Origin of the sequence: Phytohabitans aurantiacus, from assembly GCF_027923225.1 — a bacterium.
In the GTDB taxonomy this organism is placed as follows: domain Bacteria; phylum Actinomycetota; class Actinomycetes; order Mycobacteriales; family Micromonosporaceae; genus Phytohabitans; species Phytohabitans aurantiacus.
The window spans coordinates 33,392-50,066 of the sequence record NZ_BSDI01000067.1; the positions used below are offsets into that span (position 1 = coordinate 33,392).

General features: G+C 70.7%; 17 protein-coding genes and 1 tRNA gene. 9 read left to right on the forward strand and 9 right to left on the reverse strand.

What is annotated here, in order from left to right:
• The first annotated feature begins 1 nt into the window (after nt 1).
• Nucleotides 2–1,213 carry a DNA polymerase III subunit beta gene (locus QMG73_RS39695; RefSeq protein ID WP_281904331.1) on the forward strand — a complete coding sequence of 404 codons (1,212 nt, stop codon included), beginning with the start codon at nt 2–4 and terminating at the stop codon, nt 1,211–1,213.
• Here the strand turns inward: QMG73_RS39695 and QMG73_RS39700 are convergent, their stop codons facing one another.
• Genes QMG73_RS39700 through QMG73_RS39710 form a run of 3 tightly spaced genes read right to left on the reverse strand, consistent with a single transcriptional unit; the run spans nt 1,214 to nt 4,063 of the window.
• Complete coding sequence (locus QMG73_RS39700) at nt 1,214–2,044, reverse strand: ABC transporter permease (protein ID WP_281904332.1); 831 nt, start codon at nt 2,042–2,044, stop codon at nt 1,214–1,216.
• Complete coding sequence (locus QMG73_RS39705) at nt 2,031–2,963, reverse strand: ABC transporter ATP-binding protein (RefSeq protein WP_281904334.1); 933 nt, start codon at nt 2,961–2,963, stop codon at nt 2,031–2,033. The genes QMG73_RS39700 and QMG73_RS39705 overlap by 14 nt, the downstream gene beginning before the upstream one ends.
• Nucleotides 2,960–4,063, reverse strand: coding sequence for a LolA family protein (locus QMG73_RS39710; RefSeq protein WP_281904336.1), 1,104 nt, complete (start codon nt 4,061–4,063; stop codon nt 2,960–2,962). The genes QMG73_RS39705 and QMG73_RS39710 overlap by 4 nt, the downstream gene beginning before the upstream one ends.
• Nucleotides 4,064–4,160: 97 nt before the next feature.
• On the opposite strand from QMG73_RS39710, the gene QMG73_RS39715 reads away from it, so the two are divergent.
• Nucleotides 4,161–4,817, forward strand: coding sequence for a response regulator transcription factor (locus tag QMG73_RS39715; RefSeq protein WP_281904337.1), 657 nt, complete (start codon nt 4,161–4,163; stop codon nt 4,815–4,817).
• Complete coding sequence (locus tag QMG73_RS39720) at nt 4,814–6,178, forward strand: sensor histidine kinase (RefSeq protein WP_281904339.1); 1,365 nt, start codon at nt 4,814–4,816, stop codon at nt 6,176–6,178. Before QMG73_RS39715 ends, QMG73_RS39720 begins: the two co-directional genes overlap by 4 nt.
• A 734-nt stretch (nt 6,179–6,912) precedes the next feature.
• Here the strand turns inward: QMG73_RS39720 and QMG73_RS39725 are convergent.
• Nucleotides 6,913–8,532 (reverse strand): tetratricopeptide repeat protein, encoded by a 1,620-nt coding sequence (locus QMG73_RS39725; protein WP_281904342.1) that lies wholly within the window; start codon nt 8,530–8,532, stop codon nt 6,913–6,915.
• 28 nt (nt 8,533–8,560) lie between these two features.
• On the reverse strand, nt 8,561–9,034 hold the full coding sequence (locus QMG73_RS39730) for a MarR family winged helix-turn-helix transcriptional regulator (protein WP_281904355.1): 474 nt from the start codon (nt 9,032–9,034) through the stop codon (nt 8,561–8,563).
• A gap of 47 nt (nt 9,035–9,081) precedes the next feature.
• On the opposite strand from QMG73_RS39730, the gene QMG73_RS39735 reads away from it, so the two are divergent.
• A complete protein-coding gene (locus QMG73_RS39735) occupies nt 9,082–9,597 on the forward strand; it encodes a VOC family protein (protein WP_281904344.1) in 516 nt (171 codons plus the stop codon).
• 11 nt (nt 9,598–9,608) lie between these two features.
• Nucleotides 9,609–10,487, forward strand: coding sequence for a hypothetical protein (locus QMG73_RS39740; protein ID WP_281904345.1), 879 nt, complete (start codon nt 9,609–9,611; stop codon nt 10,485–10,487).
• Nucleotides 10,488–10,624: 137 nt separating this feature from the next.
• On the opposite strand, the gene QMG73_RS39745 is transcribed toward QMG73_RS39740, so the two are convergent.
• From QMG73_RS39745 to QMG73_RS39760, 4 genes are all read right to left on the reverse strand, one after another.
• Entirely contained in the window at nt 10,625–11,080 is a 456-nt protein-coding gene (locus QMG73_RS39745; RefSeq protein WP_281904346.1) for an RrF2 family transcriptional regulator, read from the reverse strand.
• Nucleotides 11,081–11,087: 7 nt separating this feature from the next.
• Nucleotides 11,088–12,029 carry a helix-turn-helix transcriptional regulator gene (locus tag QMG73_RS39750; RefSeq protein WP_281904347.1) on the reverse strand — a complete coding sequence of 314 codons (942 nt, stop codon included), beginning with the start codon at nt 12,027–12,029 and terminating at the stop codon, nt 11,088–11,090.
• 60 nt (nt 12,030–12,089) lie between these two features.
• Entirely contained in the window at nt 12,090–13,664 is a 1,575-nt protein-coding gene (locus QMG73_RS39755) for a CocE/NonD family hydrolase (protein ID WP_281904349.1), read from the reverse strand.
• A gap of 134 nt (nt 13,665–13,798) precedes the next feature.
• Entirely contained in the window at nt 13,799–14,230 is a 432-nt protein-coding gene (locus tag QMG73_RS39760; RefSeq protein WP_281904350.1) for an SsgA family sporulation/cell division regulator, read from the reverse strand.
• 299 nt (nt 14,231–14,529) lie between these two features.
• Here QMG73_RS39760 and QMG73_RS39765 point away from each other — a divergent pair, with 299 nt between their 5' ends.
• The 4 genes from QMG73_RS39765 to QMG73_RS39780 all read left to right on the forward strand — a co-directional run bounded on the left by QMG73_RS39765 (nt 14,530) and on the right by QMG73_RS39780 (nt 16,597).
• On the forward strand, nt 14,530–15,018 hold the full coding sequence (locus tag QMG73_RS39765) for a TIGR02611 family protein (protein ID WP_407676918.1): 489 nt from the start codon (nt 14,530–14,532) through the stop codon (nt 15,016–15,018).
• A 52-nt stretch (nt 15,019–15,070) separates the two neighbouring features.
• Nucleotides 15,071–15,142 (forward strand) — tRNA-Val (locus tag QMG73_RS39770).
• A gap of 219 nt (nt 15,143–15,361) precedes the next feature.
• Nucleotides 15,362–15,940 carry a hypothetical protein gene (locus QMG73_RS39775; protein WP_281904352.1) on the forward strand — a complete coding sequence of 193 codons (579 nt, stop codon included), beginning with the start codon at nt 15,362–15,364 and terminating at the stop codon, nt 15,938–15,940.
• A 123-nt stretch (nt 15,941–16,063) separates the two neighbouring features.
• On the forward strand, nt 16,064–16,597 hold the full coding sequence (locus QMG73_RS39780; RefSeq protein ID WP_281904353.1) for a hypothetical protein: 534 nt from the start codon (nt 16,064–16,066) through the stop codon (nt 16,595–16,597).
• Nucleotides 16,598–16,675 lie beyond the last annotated feature (78 nt).

Here is a 16,675-nt window from a genome sequence, read left to right on the forward strand (position 1 = left end):
CATGTCACTGGAGCTGACCGCTGTCACCGCGCCGCTCGCCGAGGCGGCCGCCCGCCTCGTCCGCCTGCTGCCGGCCCGTTCGCTGCACGCGAGCCCGGCCACCGTCCTGCTGAGCGCCGATGCTGGCGGCCTGACCCTTGCCGCCAGCGACGCGGAGCTGTCCGTGCGGGTGCACGCCTCGGCCACCGTCCACACCGATGGGGCCGTCGTCGTGGCGCGCCGGGCCTTCGCCGACACCGTGGCGGCGCTCGACGCGCCCGAGGTGCGGCTCGCCGTCGAGGGTTCGCGGCTGGCCATCCGCACCGGCGGTGGCCGGTTCGCGCTGCCGTGCCTCGACGCCGCGACCCACCCGTCGCCGGCGGGGGAGCCGCCGCTGGCCGGCACGGTGTCCGGTGCGGCGCTCGGCGTGGGCACCGCCGTGGCGGGTGCGGCGTCCCGAGACGGCGCGCTGCCCATCTTCACCGGCGTGCGCGTGCGCGCCGAGGGCGACCGGCTCGCGTTCGTCGCCACCGACCGCTACCGCATGGCGGCCGCGTCCATCCCCTGGCAGCCCGGCCCCATGGCCGGCGGTGCCTGGACTGAGCGACGCGCCGACGAAGTCGGTGCGCGGCGCGAGGGAAGGCAGCGCCTTTCAGGCCCTGGGGCCCGCGTGAGCGGAGCGAGCGCCGACCAGCACGGCCCCGGCCCTGCCGGGCTCGTGCCGGGGGCGCTGTTCGCCGAGGTGTGCCGGCAGGCGAGCCGCGCCGACGAGGTCCGCGTCTACGCGAGCGGTGACCGCTTCGGGCTGGCCTGGCAGGGCTGCACCGTCGTGGCGGCGTCGCTGGCCGGTCCGTTCCCCGACCGCCAGCTCGACGCGCTGCTCGACGTGCGTGCCGAGTGCGTGGTCGAGCTGGGCGCCGACGAGCTGGCGGCGGCGGTGCAGCGTGCGCTGCCCTACGCCGGTCCGCACGGCCGCGTCACGCTCCGGGCCAGCGACGGTGTGCTCCAGGTGAGCGGCCGCGACCCGCAAAGCGGCGAGTCCGAAGAAGCGGTCAAGGCGAGCGTGCGCGGCGACCACCTGAGCGCGCACTACCAGGCGCGGTTCGTCCTCGACGCCCTCCGCCCGTTCGCGGGCGGTCCGGTGACCGTGAGCGTGCAGGAGGCCATGCGCGCCACCGCGTTCACGGCTCCGGAGTCCGCCTTGACCTATCTGGTGGTTCCCATGCGTGCCTGACTACGAGCTCACGTCGGCCGTCGTGAAGCGGGCCCACGCGGCGCTCAGGAAGATCAGCATGTAGGCCGCCGCCGACAGCAACCCGTCGCGCAGCGGTTCCCACGCGATGGGAGAGCGCATCAGCTCGCCGAACGCGGTCCACGAGTTCGTCAGCAGATACGGGTGCAGCCAGTCGAGCTGCGGCACCGCGCCGAGCACCCAGCTCGTCACCGCGATGATGGTGATCGCGATGGTGGCGCCCATGGGCTGCTCGGTCAGCGTCGAGACGAAGAGGCCGATCGCACCCAGCGCCGCCAGGCACACCGTCAGATACGCGCACATCGCGAGGAGCCGCAGCAGCGACCCGCCCACGCTCGCCTGGGAGCCGGAGAGCAGCGTCACCGGGCCGGCGCCGAAGAGCGCCCATCCGGCCAGGAGCCCGGCGGTCGCGACGGTCATCGTGGCGACGAACGCGCCCACCACGATCGCCGCGAACTTGACGGCCAGCAGGCGCGTCCGGTCGACGGGCACGGTGAGCAGGTATCGCAGCGTGCCCTGATTGGCCTCGCCGGCCACCGAATCGCCCGCGATCGTGGCGACCGCGATGGGCAGCAGGAGCTGGATCTCGACAGCGAGAGCGGCGAGCGCCACGAAGTACCCGTTGCTCGTGATGGAGCCGAAGAATTCAGGCCCTTGCGACGAGGAGGACGAGGATGGCGCCGCCACCTTCATGGCCACCGCGATGATGATCGGCACCGCGGCGAGCACGGCCAGCCCCGCCTGGTTGCGCCGGCGGCGGCTCACCAGCCGCAGCTCGGAGACGAAGAACGCCGGAGCGTCAACCGCTGACATCGAACCCCTCCCCGGTCAGCCCGACGAACAGCTCCTCCAGATCCGGTGCCACCACACCGAACCCGCGCACCGGTACGCCGTCGTGCACCAGCGCGGCCACCACCTTTTCCGGCGCGATCGGTCCGAGTACACCGGCGGCCTCGACGCCGCCCGTCACCACGTCGGTCAGGCCCAGCTCGCGCAGCACCCGAGCGGCGTCGTGCGGCCGGTCGGTCGTCACGCGTACCCGAGGGGTCGCCTCGGCACGCAGGTCCGCGAGCGTGCTCTGGGCGACGAGCTTGCCCTGGTGCATGACGCCGACGTGCCCGCAGATCTGCTCCACTTCGGACAGTAAGTGGGTGGAAAGCAGCACCGTGCTGCCCTCGGCGGCCAGCGCCGCGATGAGCGCCCGCACCTCGCGCGTGCCCTGCGGGTCGAGACCGTTCGTCGGCTCGTCGAGGATCAGCAGGTCGCGCGGCGCCAGGATCGCCGCCGCGAGCGCCAGCCGCTGCCGCATCCCCAGCGAATACGCCCGGTACCGCTTGCGCGCCGCGGCGCCCAACCCGACCCGGTCGAGCGCCGACCGGATGCGGGCGTCCGCGTTCTTCCTGTCAGCTGTACGGTCAGCCGCGTCGAGCCGGCGCAGATTATCGATGCCGGACAGGTACGGGTGGAAGCCGGGCCCTTCGACGAGGGCGCCCACCTTCGGCAGTACCCGTGCGGCGCCCGCCGGCATCCGCTCACCCAGCAGGGCGTGGCCGCCGTCGGTCGGCCGGATCAGGCCGAGCAGCATGCGGATCGTCGTGGTCTTTCCCGAGCCGTTCGGGCCCAGGAACCCGTAGACCGTGCCGCGGGGGACCGCCAGGTCGACGGCGTCAACCGCGACCTGGCGTCCGAACCGCTTCGTGAGACCGCTGCTCTCGACCGCGAAGGCGGTCACTTGCCTGCCTTGGTCGCCGCCACCTCGTACAGCCGCTCCGGGCTCACCAGACCGGCGAGGATCCGGCCGTCGTCGGTGACCAGGACGCTGAACACGGTGCCGGTCAGCAGATGCCCCTTACCCCACGCGCCACTGACCTCGGGCAGCGCCTTGAGCAAACCGGTGGCGTCTTCCTCCTCCGGCGAGGCCGGGGCCCCGCCTGCCTTCGACACGGCCACCATGGTCCAACCCTCGCCGACGGTCGTCAGGTCGCCGTCGTTGTGTGCCTTCTCGGCCTGCTGGGCCTTCTGCTCAGCCGACAGCTCGGTCGACTCCTCGACCTTCGCGCCGGGCGGCGGGTTGAACTCGAACTGCTGGTCGTCCGGCCGGTCGAAGTCGACCTGCGTGAACGCCACCTCGAAGGCCGCCTTGTCGGAGTCCTTGGCCAGGACCTCGAAGCGGAGCGGCACGTGCTCGGTGGCGTCGATCGCGATGCGCACCTGCCCGACCAGCGAGGCCGTGTCGCGCGGCCGGAGCACCAGCTCGTACGCGTCGCGCCCGGCCACCCTCGCGGTGCCCGACGTGGTGACCTCGGTGGTGGGGTCGATCGCCGCGAGCGCCTGGTCGGCGGCCTCCTGCGGCGTCGACGGCACCCCGTTGGGCAAGGTGTGCTGCTGTCCAGCCTCCGTTCCGGACAGCTTGCTGTGTGTCGCCTTGTTGGCCTTGCTCTCCCAGAGCCACACGTCGGACCCGTTGCGGATCATGTCGGTCTCGCCGAGCGTGCCCATCAGCGCGACGCGTGCCTTGTCCGGCCCGGAGTACCAGACGCGGAGCGTGTTGTCGCCGGTGATCAGGGACATCACGTCGGCGCTGCCGGAGCCCCCGCCCAGGTTGGGCAGCGACGGCAGCCCGAGGTCGGACGTCTGCACCACGGTGCCGGACAGGCCGTCCAGCCGGGCGGTCTGCAGGTCGACCAGCAGCTGTGCGGCGGACCGGGGCGGCAGGCTGGGATCGGCCGACGCGGCGAACGTGCCGACCGCGGCACCTCCACCGATCACCAGCACCGTGGCGGCTGCCGGGATCAGCCAGCGCAGGGCTGGCCGGGACTTCGTTGCTTGCATGTTTCGCACCTCCTGTCGCCCATCGTGCGGAACCGGCGCTGTGAGCGTGCTGAGAGTCGCTGTCGGGCCTCTCAGCAAGAATGGCACGCTTGTTGGCGTGCGGTTACTGGTCGTGGAAGACGAGGCTCGGCTCGCCACCGCCCTCAAGCGTGGGCTCCAGGGCGAGGGCTTCGCCGTCGACGTGGCCGGCGATGGCCCGACCGGGCTGGAGATGGCTCGGCACGGCGGGTACGACGCGATGATCCTCGACGTCATGCTGCCCGGTCTGTCCGGATATCGGGTGGTGCGTCAACTGCGCGCCGAGGAGCACTGGCTGCCGGTACTCATGCTGTCGGCGAAGGACGGCGAGTACGACCAGGCCGACGGCCTCGACTGCGGAGCCGACGACTACCTGACCAAGCCCTTCTCGTACGTGGTCCTCCTCGCCCGGCTTAGGGCGCTGTTGCGGCGCGGCGCCCCGCAGCGGCCGGCCGTGCTCACGGTCGGCGACCTGCGCCTCGACCCCGCCGAGCGCCGGGTCACGCTGGACGGCGCCGAGATCGTGCTCACCGCGCGGGAGTACTCGCTGCTGGAGTACCTGATGCGCCGGCCAGGCGAGGTGGTCTCCAAGACCGAGCTGCTCGACCACGTCTGGGACGCCAGCATCGAGACCGCGCCGAACGCCGTCGAGGTCTACGTCGGCTACCTGCGCCGCAAGATCGGCCGCGACGTGCTGGAGACGGTGCGCGGCGCCGGGTACCGGCTCACGGCATGAGACTGCGCTGGTGGCGCCGGATCAGCCTGCGCGCCCGGTTGATGTTCATCGGCGTCGCCGGGCTCGCCGCCGGGCTGGCGGTCGGCGGCGTCGTACTGGTCGGCGCGCTCGGCATCGCCCTGCAGCGCACCGCCGACACCGAGGCCCGGCAGAGCGCGGAGGGCATCGCCAGGCTGGTCGACGAGAGGGAGACGCCCGAGCCGCTGCCCGTCGTCGGCGACGTGCGGGTACAGGTGGTCGACGCCGACGGCCGGGTGCTCGCCGCCTCGATCGGTGCCGACCGGCTGGTGGCGGTGCTGTATCGGGACGAGCTGCCGAAGGCCCGCGCCGGCAAGGCGCTGCTCATCCCGGGCGAAAGGCTAGGCATCGACGGCCCGGTGCGCGTCGTGGGGGAGCCGGCCGGGGACGGTGGCACGCAGACGGTACTGGTGGCGCGCTCCATGGCCGACCTGACGCGGAGCGTGCGGCTGCTGCGTACCACGCTGATGGTGGCGTTCCCGCTGCTGCTCGTCGTGCTGGCGGCGGTGGCGTGGCGGGTCGTGGGCCTGACGTTGCGGCCGGTGGAGGCGCTGCGAGCGGGCGCCGAGGAGATCACCGGTGGCGCCCTGCCTGGCCAGCTGCCGGTGCCGGACTCGCACGACGAGATCCACCGGTTGGCGGTGACCCTGAACGGCATGCTCGACCGGCTGGAAGCGGCCCGGGTGCGGCAGCGCGCGTTCGTGGCGGACGCCGCCCACGAGCTGCGCAGCCCGCTGACCAACATGCGTACCCAGTTGGAGGTCGCGCAGCGGCTGGGCGACCGCACCGAGTGGGCCGACGTGGGGGACGATCTGCTCGCCGATATCCAGCGACTCAGCCGCCTGGTCGACGACCTGCTGCTGCTCGCCCGCTCCGACGACGGCGGGGCGCGAGCCGCACGGGCGGTGGTGCCGGTCGAGCTGGGCGAGCTAGTGTCCACAGTGGCCGAGCGGTACCAGGCGGTCGACGTGACTCGACCAAAGCATCCATTGTGGACGGTAGGGGAGCCGGACGCGCTCGCCCGAGTGGTGGCAAACTTGCTCGACAACGCCGTCCGGCACACCAATTCCCGCGTATCCGTCGGGCTGACCGCCAACGGCCCGCACCATCTGATCACCGTGGCCGACGACGGCCCCGGCATTCCGCCAGCCGACCGCGAACGCGTCTTCGACCGCTTCACCCGCCTCGACGACGCCCGCGCCCGCGACGCGGGCGGCTCGGGTCTGGGGCTGGCGATCGCCCGCGAACTGACCCGCCGGCACGCCGGCACCGTGGTCCTGAGAGACGCCGCCCCGGGCGTCCGCGCCGAACTCCGCCTCCCCAAAACCCCACCCCCCGACTAACCCCCCACACCCCGCTGTCCGCGCCCGCCCCACGCCCCGCTGTCCGCGTCCGCCCCACGCCCCGCTGTCCGCGCCCGTGCCCGTGCCGCGCTGTGCGCGCGTGCCGCGCGCGGGCCCTTTCCGCCGATCAAGGGCGAATGCACGCGGTTGGATCTCTTTTCCGCGTGTATTTGCCCTTGATCGATGGGAATGGCCTTGATCGGCGGCGCTGCGCGCCGTCCTGCCCGCGCGCTACGCCTCGCGTTGCCCACGCGCCGGGCGGCGTTGCGAGCAGCGGCCTGGCATCGGTGGATGCCGCAAGTTCCCCGAACTTGCGGCATCAGGCTGTCGCGGAGGCCGCACTTTCCACGATTTCGCTGCATCCGGCGTTGGCGACCGCCCGTCATCGCCCCGGTCGGTGACGGCGTGCGGACGCCGCGCTCGGTCCGTGACCGTGTGCGGACGCCGCGCCCGGTCCGTGACGCCGCCCGGTCCGTGACCGTGTGCGGACGCCGCGCCCGGTCCGTGACGCCGCCCGGTCCGTGACTGTGTGCGGACGCCGCCGGGCGGCGACGCCGATCAAGGGAGATCGCCTGGATCAAGGGCAAACGCACGCGGAAAAGCGATCCAACCACGTGCATTCGCCCTTGATCGGCGAAGACCAGCCGCGCGGAGAGGCCGCGCGGCGCAGGCCGCGCGGAGAGCGGGGGCGGAGAGCGGGCGGCATTGGAGCGGAGCGCCGGGGAGCGTGAGGGCTAGCGGTCGCGGGCGGTGCAGACGGCGGGGGCTCGGCCGACGACTTTGGCTGAGTACACGACCGCCACGGTGAAGCAGAAGTCCGTGTCCTGGGCCAGGCCGTGTACGACGTAGGTGCTGGAGCCGGCCGGCAGGTCTTGGAAGGCGCGCTGCTGCTGCCCTTCCGGGGCGCCCGAGAGGCGTACCGGTGCCTTGGCGCCCGCCGGGTATGTCCAGGTCAGCGTGATGCTCTGGCGGTTGTCGACGAGCTTCACCGCGCCTGGTGGGGTGCCGGGCCGGGCGGGGCTGACCGTGGGGGACGGTGGAGCGCTGGTGGGCGCGGGCGCACTGGTGGTCGGGAAGGTTGGGGCGGCCACGGGGCCGGTGTCGGGGTCGCGGTTCTGCTGCTGGTCCACCGCTGACAGTCCGATGATCACGGCGACTGCTCCGAGCCCGGCCGCGATCAGGGCGGCCAGCAGGAGCCGTGCGGGGCCGCGGCGGCGGGCGGGCTGTTCGCGGTGACCGACCGGCACGGGCAGGTTGGGTGGCGGGTCGTTGCCGTCGTCCGGCGGCGGCCACCACGACTCCGCCACGTCGGGCGGGACGGGATCACCGTACTCGTCGGTCTCCACGAGAGCCGGCTCGCTGGAGCGGGCGTCCCCAAGGGCGGGGCCCGTCCGGGAGGCGCCGCCAGCCGCAGAGTCAGGGTCAGCGAGACCAGAACCGCCAGACGAAGCGTCAGAGGCGGCGGCCCCAAAGCCGCCAGAGGAAGCGTCCGCGGCCCCAAAGCCGCCAGAGGAAGCGTCGGCGGACCCAAACCCGCCAGCGGACCCAGAACGGGCGTCAGCATCAGCAAACCCAGAACGCTCGTCACCAGCAATGTCGGGGTCGGACGAAGGAGGGGAAGCCGCGTGGCGTGCGGGAGCCGCGGGGAGGGCGTGGCCGTTGCACAGGTGGTTGGGATTGGCGGGTGCCCGGGACAGGGTCGCCACCTGCGCCGTCATCGGGTGCTCCGGGGGCAGGTACTGCCGGCACAGCTCGCGCGCGTGCGCCAGGTGCTGGTGCGCCTCGGTGAACTTTCCGCAGTCACGCTCCATCGCACCGAGCCGGGCGAGCATCTTGATCCCAGCGGGGTCCGCGTCGCCGTACGCTTCGCGGGTCATGTCCCACGCCTCGGCGATCCGGGCGCGGGCGGTGTCGCAATCGCCCCGGGCGTACTCGACGGTGGCCAGGTCGGCGTGTGCGGCCAGTACCTGGCGGGACTCGGGGCCCTGCAGCGCTGTCAGCCCCTCGATGACCTCGGCGTACAGGTGGGACGACTCGTTGAAGTGGTCGAGCCGCTGCAGGACGGTGGCGAGCGTGGCGGCGGCCTGGATGGTCTGCTCGTGGCCGGGTCCGTAGAGCCGGTTGGCCGCCACGTACGCGAACTGGGCCCAGCCGCGCGCCGAGTGCGGCTCGCCCAGCCGGATCAGTACCCGGGAGTGCAAGCCGGCCGCGTCGGCAAGGGCTGCGGAGGCGTGCCGGGGATCGGTGTCGACGTGTGCCAGGGCGTCGGAGAGCAGCAACTGGGCGGAGGGCAGGTCGCCGATCTCGACGAGGCTGTAGGCCCTCGCGGTCAATTCACCCAGTACTGCTGACACGTGCCTCATGGTGCTGGACCAGACACGATCAGTACAAGGGTCTCTCCGGGTCGAGATGACCTAGAAGTGCCTCACTGATATCCCGCAATTGCCTCACCTGTTGCGGCGTGAGCTGGTCGAACAGGTGCGAACGCACCCCCTCGACATGCCCCGGTGCGGCTGCCACCAGTACCTCGAAGCCTTTCTCGGTGAGGACCGCTAGCTGTCCGCGGCGATCTGTGGGGCAATCCTTGCGCCGCACCCACCCAGACTCCTCCAGCCGGGCAACGGCATGGGACAGCCGGCTGCGGGACGACGAAGTGGCCTCGGCCAGCTCGCTCATCCGCATGGTGCGTTCGGGCGCCTCGGACAGGCGCACGAGGATCTCGTAATACGCGTGGGGCATCTGTGCGTCACGCTGCAGTTCGCGGTCGAGAGTGTCGAACAGCGCGCGCGAGCTGTGCAGGAACGCTCGCCAGGTCCGCTGCTCCTCCGCGTTCAGCCACCGGGTCACGGAACCCAGCCTACCCCGGTTGTTGAGGGCTCAACTACCGCGCTACCGTCGTAACCATGGGTGTTCACAGGCTCAACCATGCCGTACTTTTCGTGCGCGACGTCAACCGCAGCGTCGCGTTCTACAGCGACGTCCTGGGCTTCCGCCAGATCGCGATGACCCCGGACGGTTTCCGGGGCGCCGCGTTCCTGCAGGCGCCGGACTCCACCAACGACCACGACCTCGGCCTCTTCGAGCTTGGCCCGAACGCCGGACCCTCCGGCGCCGGCCGCACCACCGTCGGGCTCTACCACATCGCCTGGGAGGTCGACACGCTCGAGGAACTGGAGCGGATCGCGGTCCGGCTGTCGGAGGCGGGCGCCCTCGTCGGCACGTCCGACCACGGCACGACCAAGAGTCTCTACGGCAAGGATCCGGACGGCCTGGAGTTCGAGGTCGTGTGGCTCATCCCCGCTGACCTGCTCGATCAGGCGGCCATCGACGCCCGCAAGACCATCGGGCCGCTCGATCTGACCAAGGAGAAGCAGCGGTACGGGGCGCAGACGGCCGGCGGGGTTGGCGTGTCACGGTAGAAACTAGAGGTATGTCCTCCGCGATCGCAGGCGTCGTCAGGGAACTGCTCGTCCGATACCTCGACGCCTGGGCTCCGGTGGCGCTGCACGGCGCGCGGGGTGCGACCTTCGCGCAGGGCTGGTCCGGGGCGATCGACGTCGAGGCGGCCGAGGCAGCGCTGCGGGTGTTCGCGGAGTTCTCCGACCGATTGCGCGGACGGCGCCTCACGGTCCTGCTCGTAGCACCCGATCCGAGCAATGCGGCGCGCCGCCTCGATGCGGTGCAGGCAGAGCTCGGTACACCCGCGGAGCTAAGCGTGCACGCCGTCGCGGGCAATCCCGATGACAAGCTCGCGGTGGCACTGAAGGCAGCGGGCGCCGCGGGCGCCCCACTGCTCGCACACCTGGAAGACCCGGGCCCGTCGGCCATCAGCGCCGCCGGCGTCGCACGCCCCGCCGAGGTCCTTCTCGTCTCTGGTACCGGCCAGCCGCCCGACCCGCCATTTCCGTTGGCCACCCGGGTCGAGTTGGTCGACAACGGGTCAGCGCGGCTCGTCACGTTCGGCACGACGGCCGGCAAGGGTCTCGAAGCCTTCAAGAACGCGCTCTGGGCCGTCGACGAGTACGCGGGCGTGCGCTATCGGGATCCGCGGGACCCCGAGGGGCACCTGCTCGACATCTCGCTCAACCCGCACCCCGGGCCGCTGCGGCGCGAGCTGCTGGCTCAATTGCGCTCGGCAGGAGCGTGCACGGTCACCGAATTGCGCCACTTCGCACTGACCGGCACCGTGTATCGCTCCGCAGATGCCCTCCGTGCGATCACCGCATTGCTCCAAGCGGGGCACGTGACGCGAGACCCAGAGCGCGGCCGCCTCTCCGGCGACGTCGTCATCGCACCCGTTTCCGCGTGATCAGGGCGTCCCTCAAGTAACCCCAAACCGGAATTCGGGGCGTTCGCCGCCGTTGGTCGCCACGGCTCCTAGCAGGATCCGAAGGTGACCCGGGCCACTTCAGGGACGCCCTGATCACGCGGAAACGGGCGAGCCTGTCAGCGGGGCTCCCAGGCGTCTGGGCGGGTGGTCAGCTTGCGGACGTGAGCGGGCATCTTGCCGCTGACCAGCTCGGCGAGGCTCACCTCGTCGACGACCTCGCGAACCGCCGCGCGCACCGCCACCCAGAGCCGGGGCAGGTTTTCCGCCGCCCCGTCGTACCGGGTCTCTTCGGGACGCAGTCCGCGTACACCCGCCAATGGACCATCGACGGCGCGCAAGATCGCCCCGACGGTGATGTCACGCGGTGGCGCCGCGAGGGTGTAACCGCCCTCGGCGCCGCGCTGCGCGCGGACGATGCCGGCACGGCGAAGGTCGGCGAGCACGGCTTCGAGGAACTTGCGGGGCATTTCCTGTTCGGCGGCGATGGCTTGCGCGGACATCAACGAGGGGTGCGCGGCCGCCAAGCTCAGCGCGGCTCGCACCGCATAGTCACCGCGCGCGGAGATCTGCACACCCCCATCATGCCGTCAATGGACTGGGCATGTGGTCCAGGGGTTCGCGTGGCCGATGAGATGTCGGGGGCGGTGCGGTGTCGCGTGCCGCCTCGGCGCGGAACCCGCCCGGGCTGATGCCGACCTCGCGCTGGAAGAACCGGCCGAAGTTGGTCGGCTCGGCGAACCCCAACCGCCGTCCCACCTCGGCCACCGGAAGGTCGGTGCCGGCGAGGAGTCGCCTGGCCTCCAGCGCCACGCGGTCGTCGATGATCTGCTTGGCGCTGCGCCCCGTCGCGGCCAGGCTCGCCCGGGTGAGGGTGCGCACGCAGCAGCCGAGATCGGCGGCGTAGTCCTCGACGCGGCGGGTGCGGGCGTACCCGCGCTCCAGCTCCTGCTGAAACCGGTGGAACGTCTCCGCCTCGTTTTGAACAGTCTGGGAAAGACCGGTCTCGTTGGAATTGCTGTCCGTCTCGCGCAGCAGTCCGATCCGGAGCAGCAGGACGGCGAGCTGGTGGCGCAGCAGCACGGCGGGCAGATCGCCGGCACCGTGGCGCTCGCAGTCGACGACCAGCTGGCTCACCTCGTTGATGACCGCGTCTTCGTCTTCGCCGGTGAGGTGCCAGTGGGTCGGGCCGAGCGGGTTGTCGAGCGTGGCGGCCTGCGGATGCAGGGGCGCGAGGATGCCCGGCTGCCAGCAGACCAGCGTCGCGTCCAGTCCTGGCTGGCCGCCCAGCCGCACCGCCTGCCCCGGCCGGGCCCACAGCAGCGTGCCCGGCCGGCAGGCGTACGTCACGAAGTCAATCTCGTAAGTGCCGTGACCGCTGGTGACCAGTACCAGCGCGTGATGGTCGAGAATCGACGCTCCGTCTGCGGAGAGATCACTAAGGGTGAGGGTGCCTATCCCGGCCTGCCCGGGCGCGCATGCGGTCTCCAGCGCGCGGCCAACGGGTTGACCGAAAGCGACCATCACGACGACCGTAGCCGCCGCCGGCTGATCTCGCACGTCAGACGGCTTCTTTCCGACAGCTCAACGCATTGGCACATCGATCCAGCTCGGTACGGTCACGGTTATCGCCGCGCCGAACGCGTTCTCGTCGAGGTACAGCCCGTCCTCGGTGTCGACGACAAGCGAGAGCCGGTGGCCGGCCGGTACGTCCCACGCGGTCGCCGGCAGGGCCACGTCGATCGCCTGCGTACCGCCCGACGTCCACGTCGCCGGTGCGTGCGCGACCAGCTTGCCCACGCCAAGAGCGTCCACGTCGTACAGGTAGGCGATCACCGTGCCGGTCGCCGCGCCCGGTCGCACGGTGAGGTGCAGGCGCGTGATGCCGCGCACGGCAGCGCCCTGAGGCAGCGGGGCGGTCTCCCAGACGGCGCCGCGACCGCGGTCGACGGCGGGCACCCACGCCGATGGTGGGTTGCCGGTGAGCGCCTCGAGACCGTTCGAGAGCAATACGACGCCCGCGCCCGCGACCGTGTCCCCGTACGCGTGGAATGACTCGGACCATTGCGTCGGTGCGATCGGGCTCAATGGCCCGGTGCGGTCGTACCAGGGCACGTCGCCCAGGTGATAGCGATTCGTCGAACCGGTCACGTCCGCCCAGTCGCGGTACGTCTCCGTTGCCGCCTCGGTTGTCGACGAGCCGCGCACGCGCAGCACCACCGGGTCATCCGCGATACCCGTGTCCGCACCGGTCAGGTACTCGTCGAACCACTGCCGGGCGCTCGTCCACACGTGGTTGGGCAGGCCGGCGAGGCCGGTCAGCTCGGGGATCGCGTGGTCGCCGGGCGACAGTTCGAGGCGCTTGGGGCCGGTAAGCGCCCCGAAGAACTCGACGAGCTGGTTGGGTCCGAAGACGCTGTCGCCGTACGCGTTGGCGAGCAGGATCGCGGGCCGGTTGGCGCGGATGCCAGGAAGGTACGTCTCCGCCGAGCGCACCGCGCCCCAGGCGAGCAGCGTCGGGATGTTCCGCTTGGCGAAGTAGTCGTCGACGATCCGGTCGAACTCGTCGCTGGGCTGGCCGAGGAGCTCGGCGGTCAGCTTGAGCAGCCAGACCGCCTGCTGGTGGTGCGTCTGGTCGGCGTACAGGGACTCGATGAGGTCGGTCCAACCGGACAGCGCCGCGACGGCCCGGATGCGCGCGTCGTGCGCGGAGGCGATGAGCCCGATTCCGGCGCCGTACGACACGCCGCCGACGCCGATCCGCGACGGGTCCGCCGCCGTGTGCGCGTCCATCCAGTCGATGACCGCCGAGACGTCGGCGATGTCGGCGGGGCCGGCGGTTTCGATGCGGCCACCGGAGCTCCAGAAGCCGCGTGCCGTGTACGAGAGCACCACGTAGCCCGCCTCGGCGAAAGCGCGCGCCTGGGCGAGGTACTCGGCGTCGTTGAGCCCCCAGCTGGAGATGAAGACGATGGCTGGATGCGGGCCGGCAGCCGTGGGCGCGATGACGTTCGCCTTGAGCACGGTGCCGTCGTGCGACGCGATGTCGACCGCCGTGAAGCTGGTGGTGGGACTCGCGCCGGCTCGCGTCGGGGGCGCTGCCGCGACGAGAGTCAGGATGAGGAGCGCAGGGGTGAGCAGCCGTCTGGTGAACGCCATGGGAACCTCGCGGGGGACTGGCCGGACCCGGAGGACGGTCGGGTCCGGCGAGGTTTCCGAGGTGGCGCCACCGCGGCTAAGTTACCCAACGGTAAGGCAGGTGTTAACGGTGTTACAAGAGTCAATGTGCACTGTTAGCGGCCGGCGAGCAGGCGGATGACCGCGGCGTCCACGTCGAGGTGGTCGGTCTCCTTGCCGCGCGGCACCACGACGTATGTGCGCCGCAGGAATCGCACGAGCACGCTGCGCGGCACCTCGAATAGCGCATTGCCGTCCGGCGACGACAGGGCCAGCGCGACGAAGTCACCGCGCGGCGTGGCCCAGGGCCACACGCGCACATCGCCGATGCCGGCGGGCTCGTCCAGGCCGGTGACCAGTAGCTCGCGAGCGAAGGACCAACTCACCGCCTCGCCCCCCGCGGACTCCGCGTGGAAGAGCACATGGACGGCGTACGGGTCAGTCGGGTCATAGCGCAGGCTGGCCCGTACTGGCAGCGCCGTCGCGTCCGGTGCGACGAGCCGCAGCGACGTCTCGACCTCTACGGTCGTCGGTCGGATGACACTCATGGACGTTCTCCCCCCGGCACCGCTGCGGGACTCACGTGCCCCGCGATTCCCATACTCAGTGGATACTCCTGATTACGCTCCGCCATACGCTGATCTCACCCACTAGTGGGAAGACGGCCCCGATTCACCGGTATATTGAACCGCTTTCATATAAAGTGTCCGGTTCTAATTTGATGATCGGCTCCGACCGGCGTCGGGTGTGGTTCAGACGTCGACTCACTCCGGTAACGTCCAGTCGTCCCGATGAGTGACGGGCCGCGTGAGACCGTGGGAGTGAAATGGTCACAAACCAGGCCGCAATGGGTGCAGTATCGGCATCGTCACCCGACGACGCTGCCCCCGCTGTGCCTCCTTCGGGTGCGACCGCGCCCAGCGAGCCTCCCCCCGGGCGGCCGCGCTGGCGCGAACGCATCCGCCTCACCCTGGAGGTCATCCGCGCCAACCCGACCGGCCGGATCGCGCTGAAGGTCTTCATCGGCGTCGCCGGCCTGCTCGTCGTGGCGCTGGGCGCGGCGCTCATTCCGCTGCCCGGCCCCGGCTGGCTCATCGTGCTCGGCGGCATCGGCATCTGGGCCATCGAGTTCTCCTGGGCTCGCAAGCTGCTCGAGTTCACCCGGCGCAACCTCCGAAAGTGGACGGGCTGGGTCACCCGCCAGTCCTGGCCGGTACGCCTCCTGCTCGGCCTGGTCGGGATGATCTTCGTCGGGGCGGTGGTGTGGCTCACGGTCCGGTTCAGCTTCGGCATCGATCTGGTGGCGAGTGTCCTGAACTACATCGCGACGCACTGACCCCGAAGATGCGGCGAAGGTGTCGCATCGGGTAGAGTTCGGTCCGCGCTGAGGGCGATTAGCTCAGCGGGAGAGCGCTTCGTTCACACCGAAGAGGTCACTGGTTCGATCCCAGTATCGCCCACACTTTCGCCGCAGGTCACAGGCCAGGTTCCCGATCTTGGGACCTGGCCTGAAGATCATTTGACCGTCATTTGACCGTGGATGTGGCCTCAGCGGACGACAGCGACAGCCATGGTTGGTGGCTGGCAGGCACCCCCACAGCCGACCGGAGAGTCTCGTGCCCGACTGTTTGTCGCAGGCCCGTACCCATCCGCGTTGGCTGCTACCCGTGGTCGCGGGCGTGATGCTGGTCGCCGGTGCCGGGGCCGTATGGCAGCTGATCAGGATGGGTCTCGACCGGGCAGAGAAGATCAGCAGTGTTGCCGGCGTGGTCCTGGCGCTGCTGGTGGCCGTTATCCCCGTCCTTGCCTGGTTGAACCGGCGCCGAGCCGGCCATGCCGCTACGCCGGCGGCGACGGACAACCGTTGGGGATCCGGGGAAGTGATAACTGGAACCGGTCGGCTTGAGGAGTTGCCGAGTTGGCCGGTCAGTTACCCCGGTTACCGGTACGACACCGAAGGGTCCGCATCCGTGCGGGTCTTCGGTGGTCAGGGCGCTGTTGTGATAGATGGGTTCCCGGCGACGATGAACGGCTGCGCCCACCAGCAGTTCTTTGTGCGGTGGCGGACCCTCGGCAAGGAACAGGTAAGCGTGCAAGTGGTTTCGATGCCAGATCTGATCCCGATCGCCGACCCGGCCGAGGGTAGCTCCGGGTGGATCGCGTCGCACGGCTGCGGGCAGCCGTCCTGGACGATTGCTGCGGCGTCGCAGATTGCTGACGTGCACGTCAGATGGCAGCGGTGGATTCCCGATTCGTGATCTACAGTCCTACTGTTTCCACCGGGCGGTCTGCGGTGTCCAGGAATGGGCCCGATTGCAGTGCCCGGGTGGGCGGGAAATCGGTGGCGGAAGTGTCGCACCCATGGCGCACAATCGGCAGCTATGTGGAGCGTGACCGGCGGTGCGTGGGGCGACAGCGGGTTTCGGATGGCGCCGGGTGCCAGCATCGTCGGCCGCGACGGAGATTCGTTCGCGATGCGGGTGAGTATCCCGAATGACGAGGACGGCTTCTTCGGCAGGGAGTGTCCGGCCTGCCGGCAGATCTTTCGCATCGACGGTGGCGACTACGACGCCCTGCCCGACGATGTTGAGCTGTGGTGTGTGTACTGCGGCCACCACGATGACCACAGCGAGTTCATGACCCAGCAACAGCTGGATCGAGCGCTGCGGGCGGCCGGGGATCTCGGGGCCCAGTTGGTCGGGCAGGCGCTCGATAAGGCGTTCAGCGGCTTCAGGTCGTCGCGTCGTCGGTCGCGCCGTTCGGGGTTCGGCATCGAGATCCGTTACCGACGCAAGCAGTTCTACCCCGAGCCGCTGCCAGGCATCGACGAGGAGAAACTGGTCCGGATCCGGACATGCGCGGACTGCTCGCTGCGCTATGCGGTGTTCGGGGAGCATCGTGTCGACGCCGCGTGAAAACTGAGCCGTAGTCGGCGGGTGAAACCTGAGCACCCTGTGTACGGCTTGGGGTGTGATCAGCGTGGAGGACTGGGC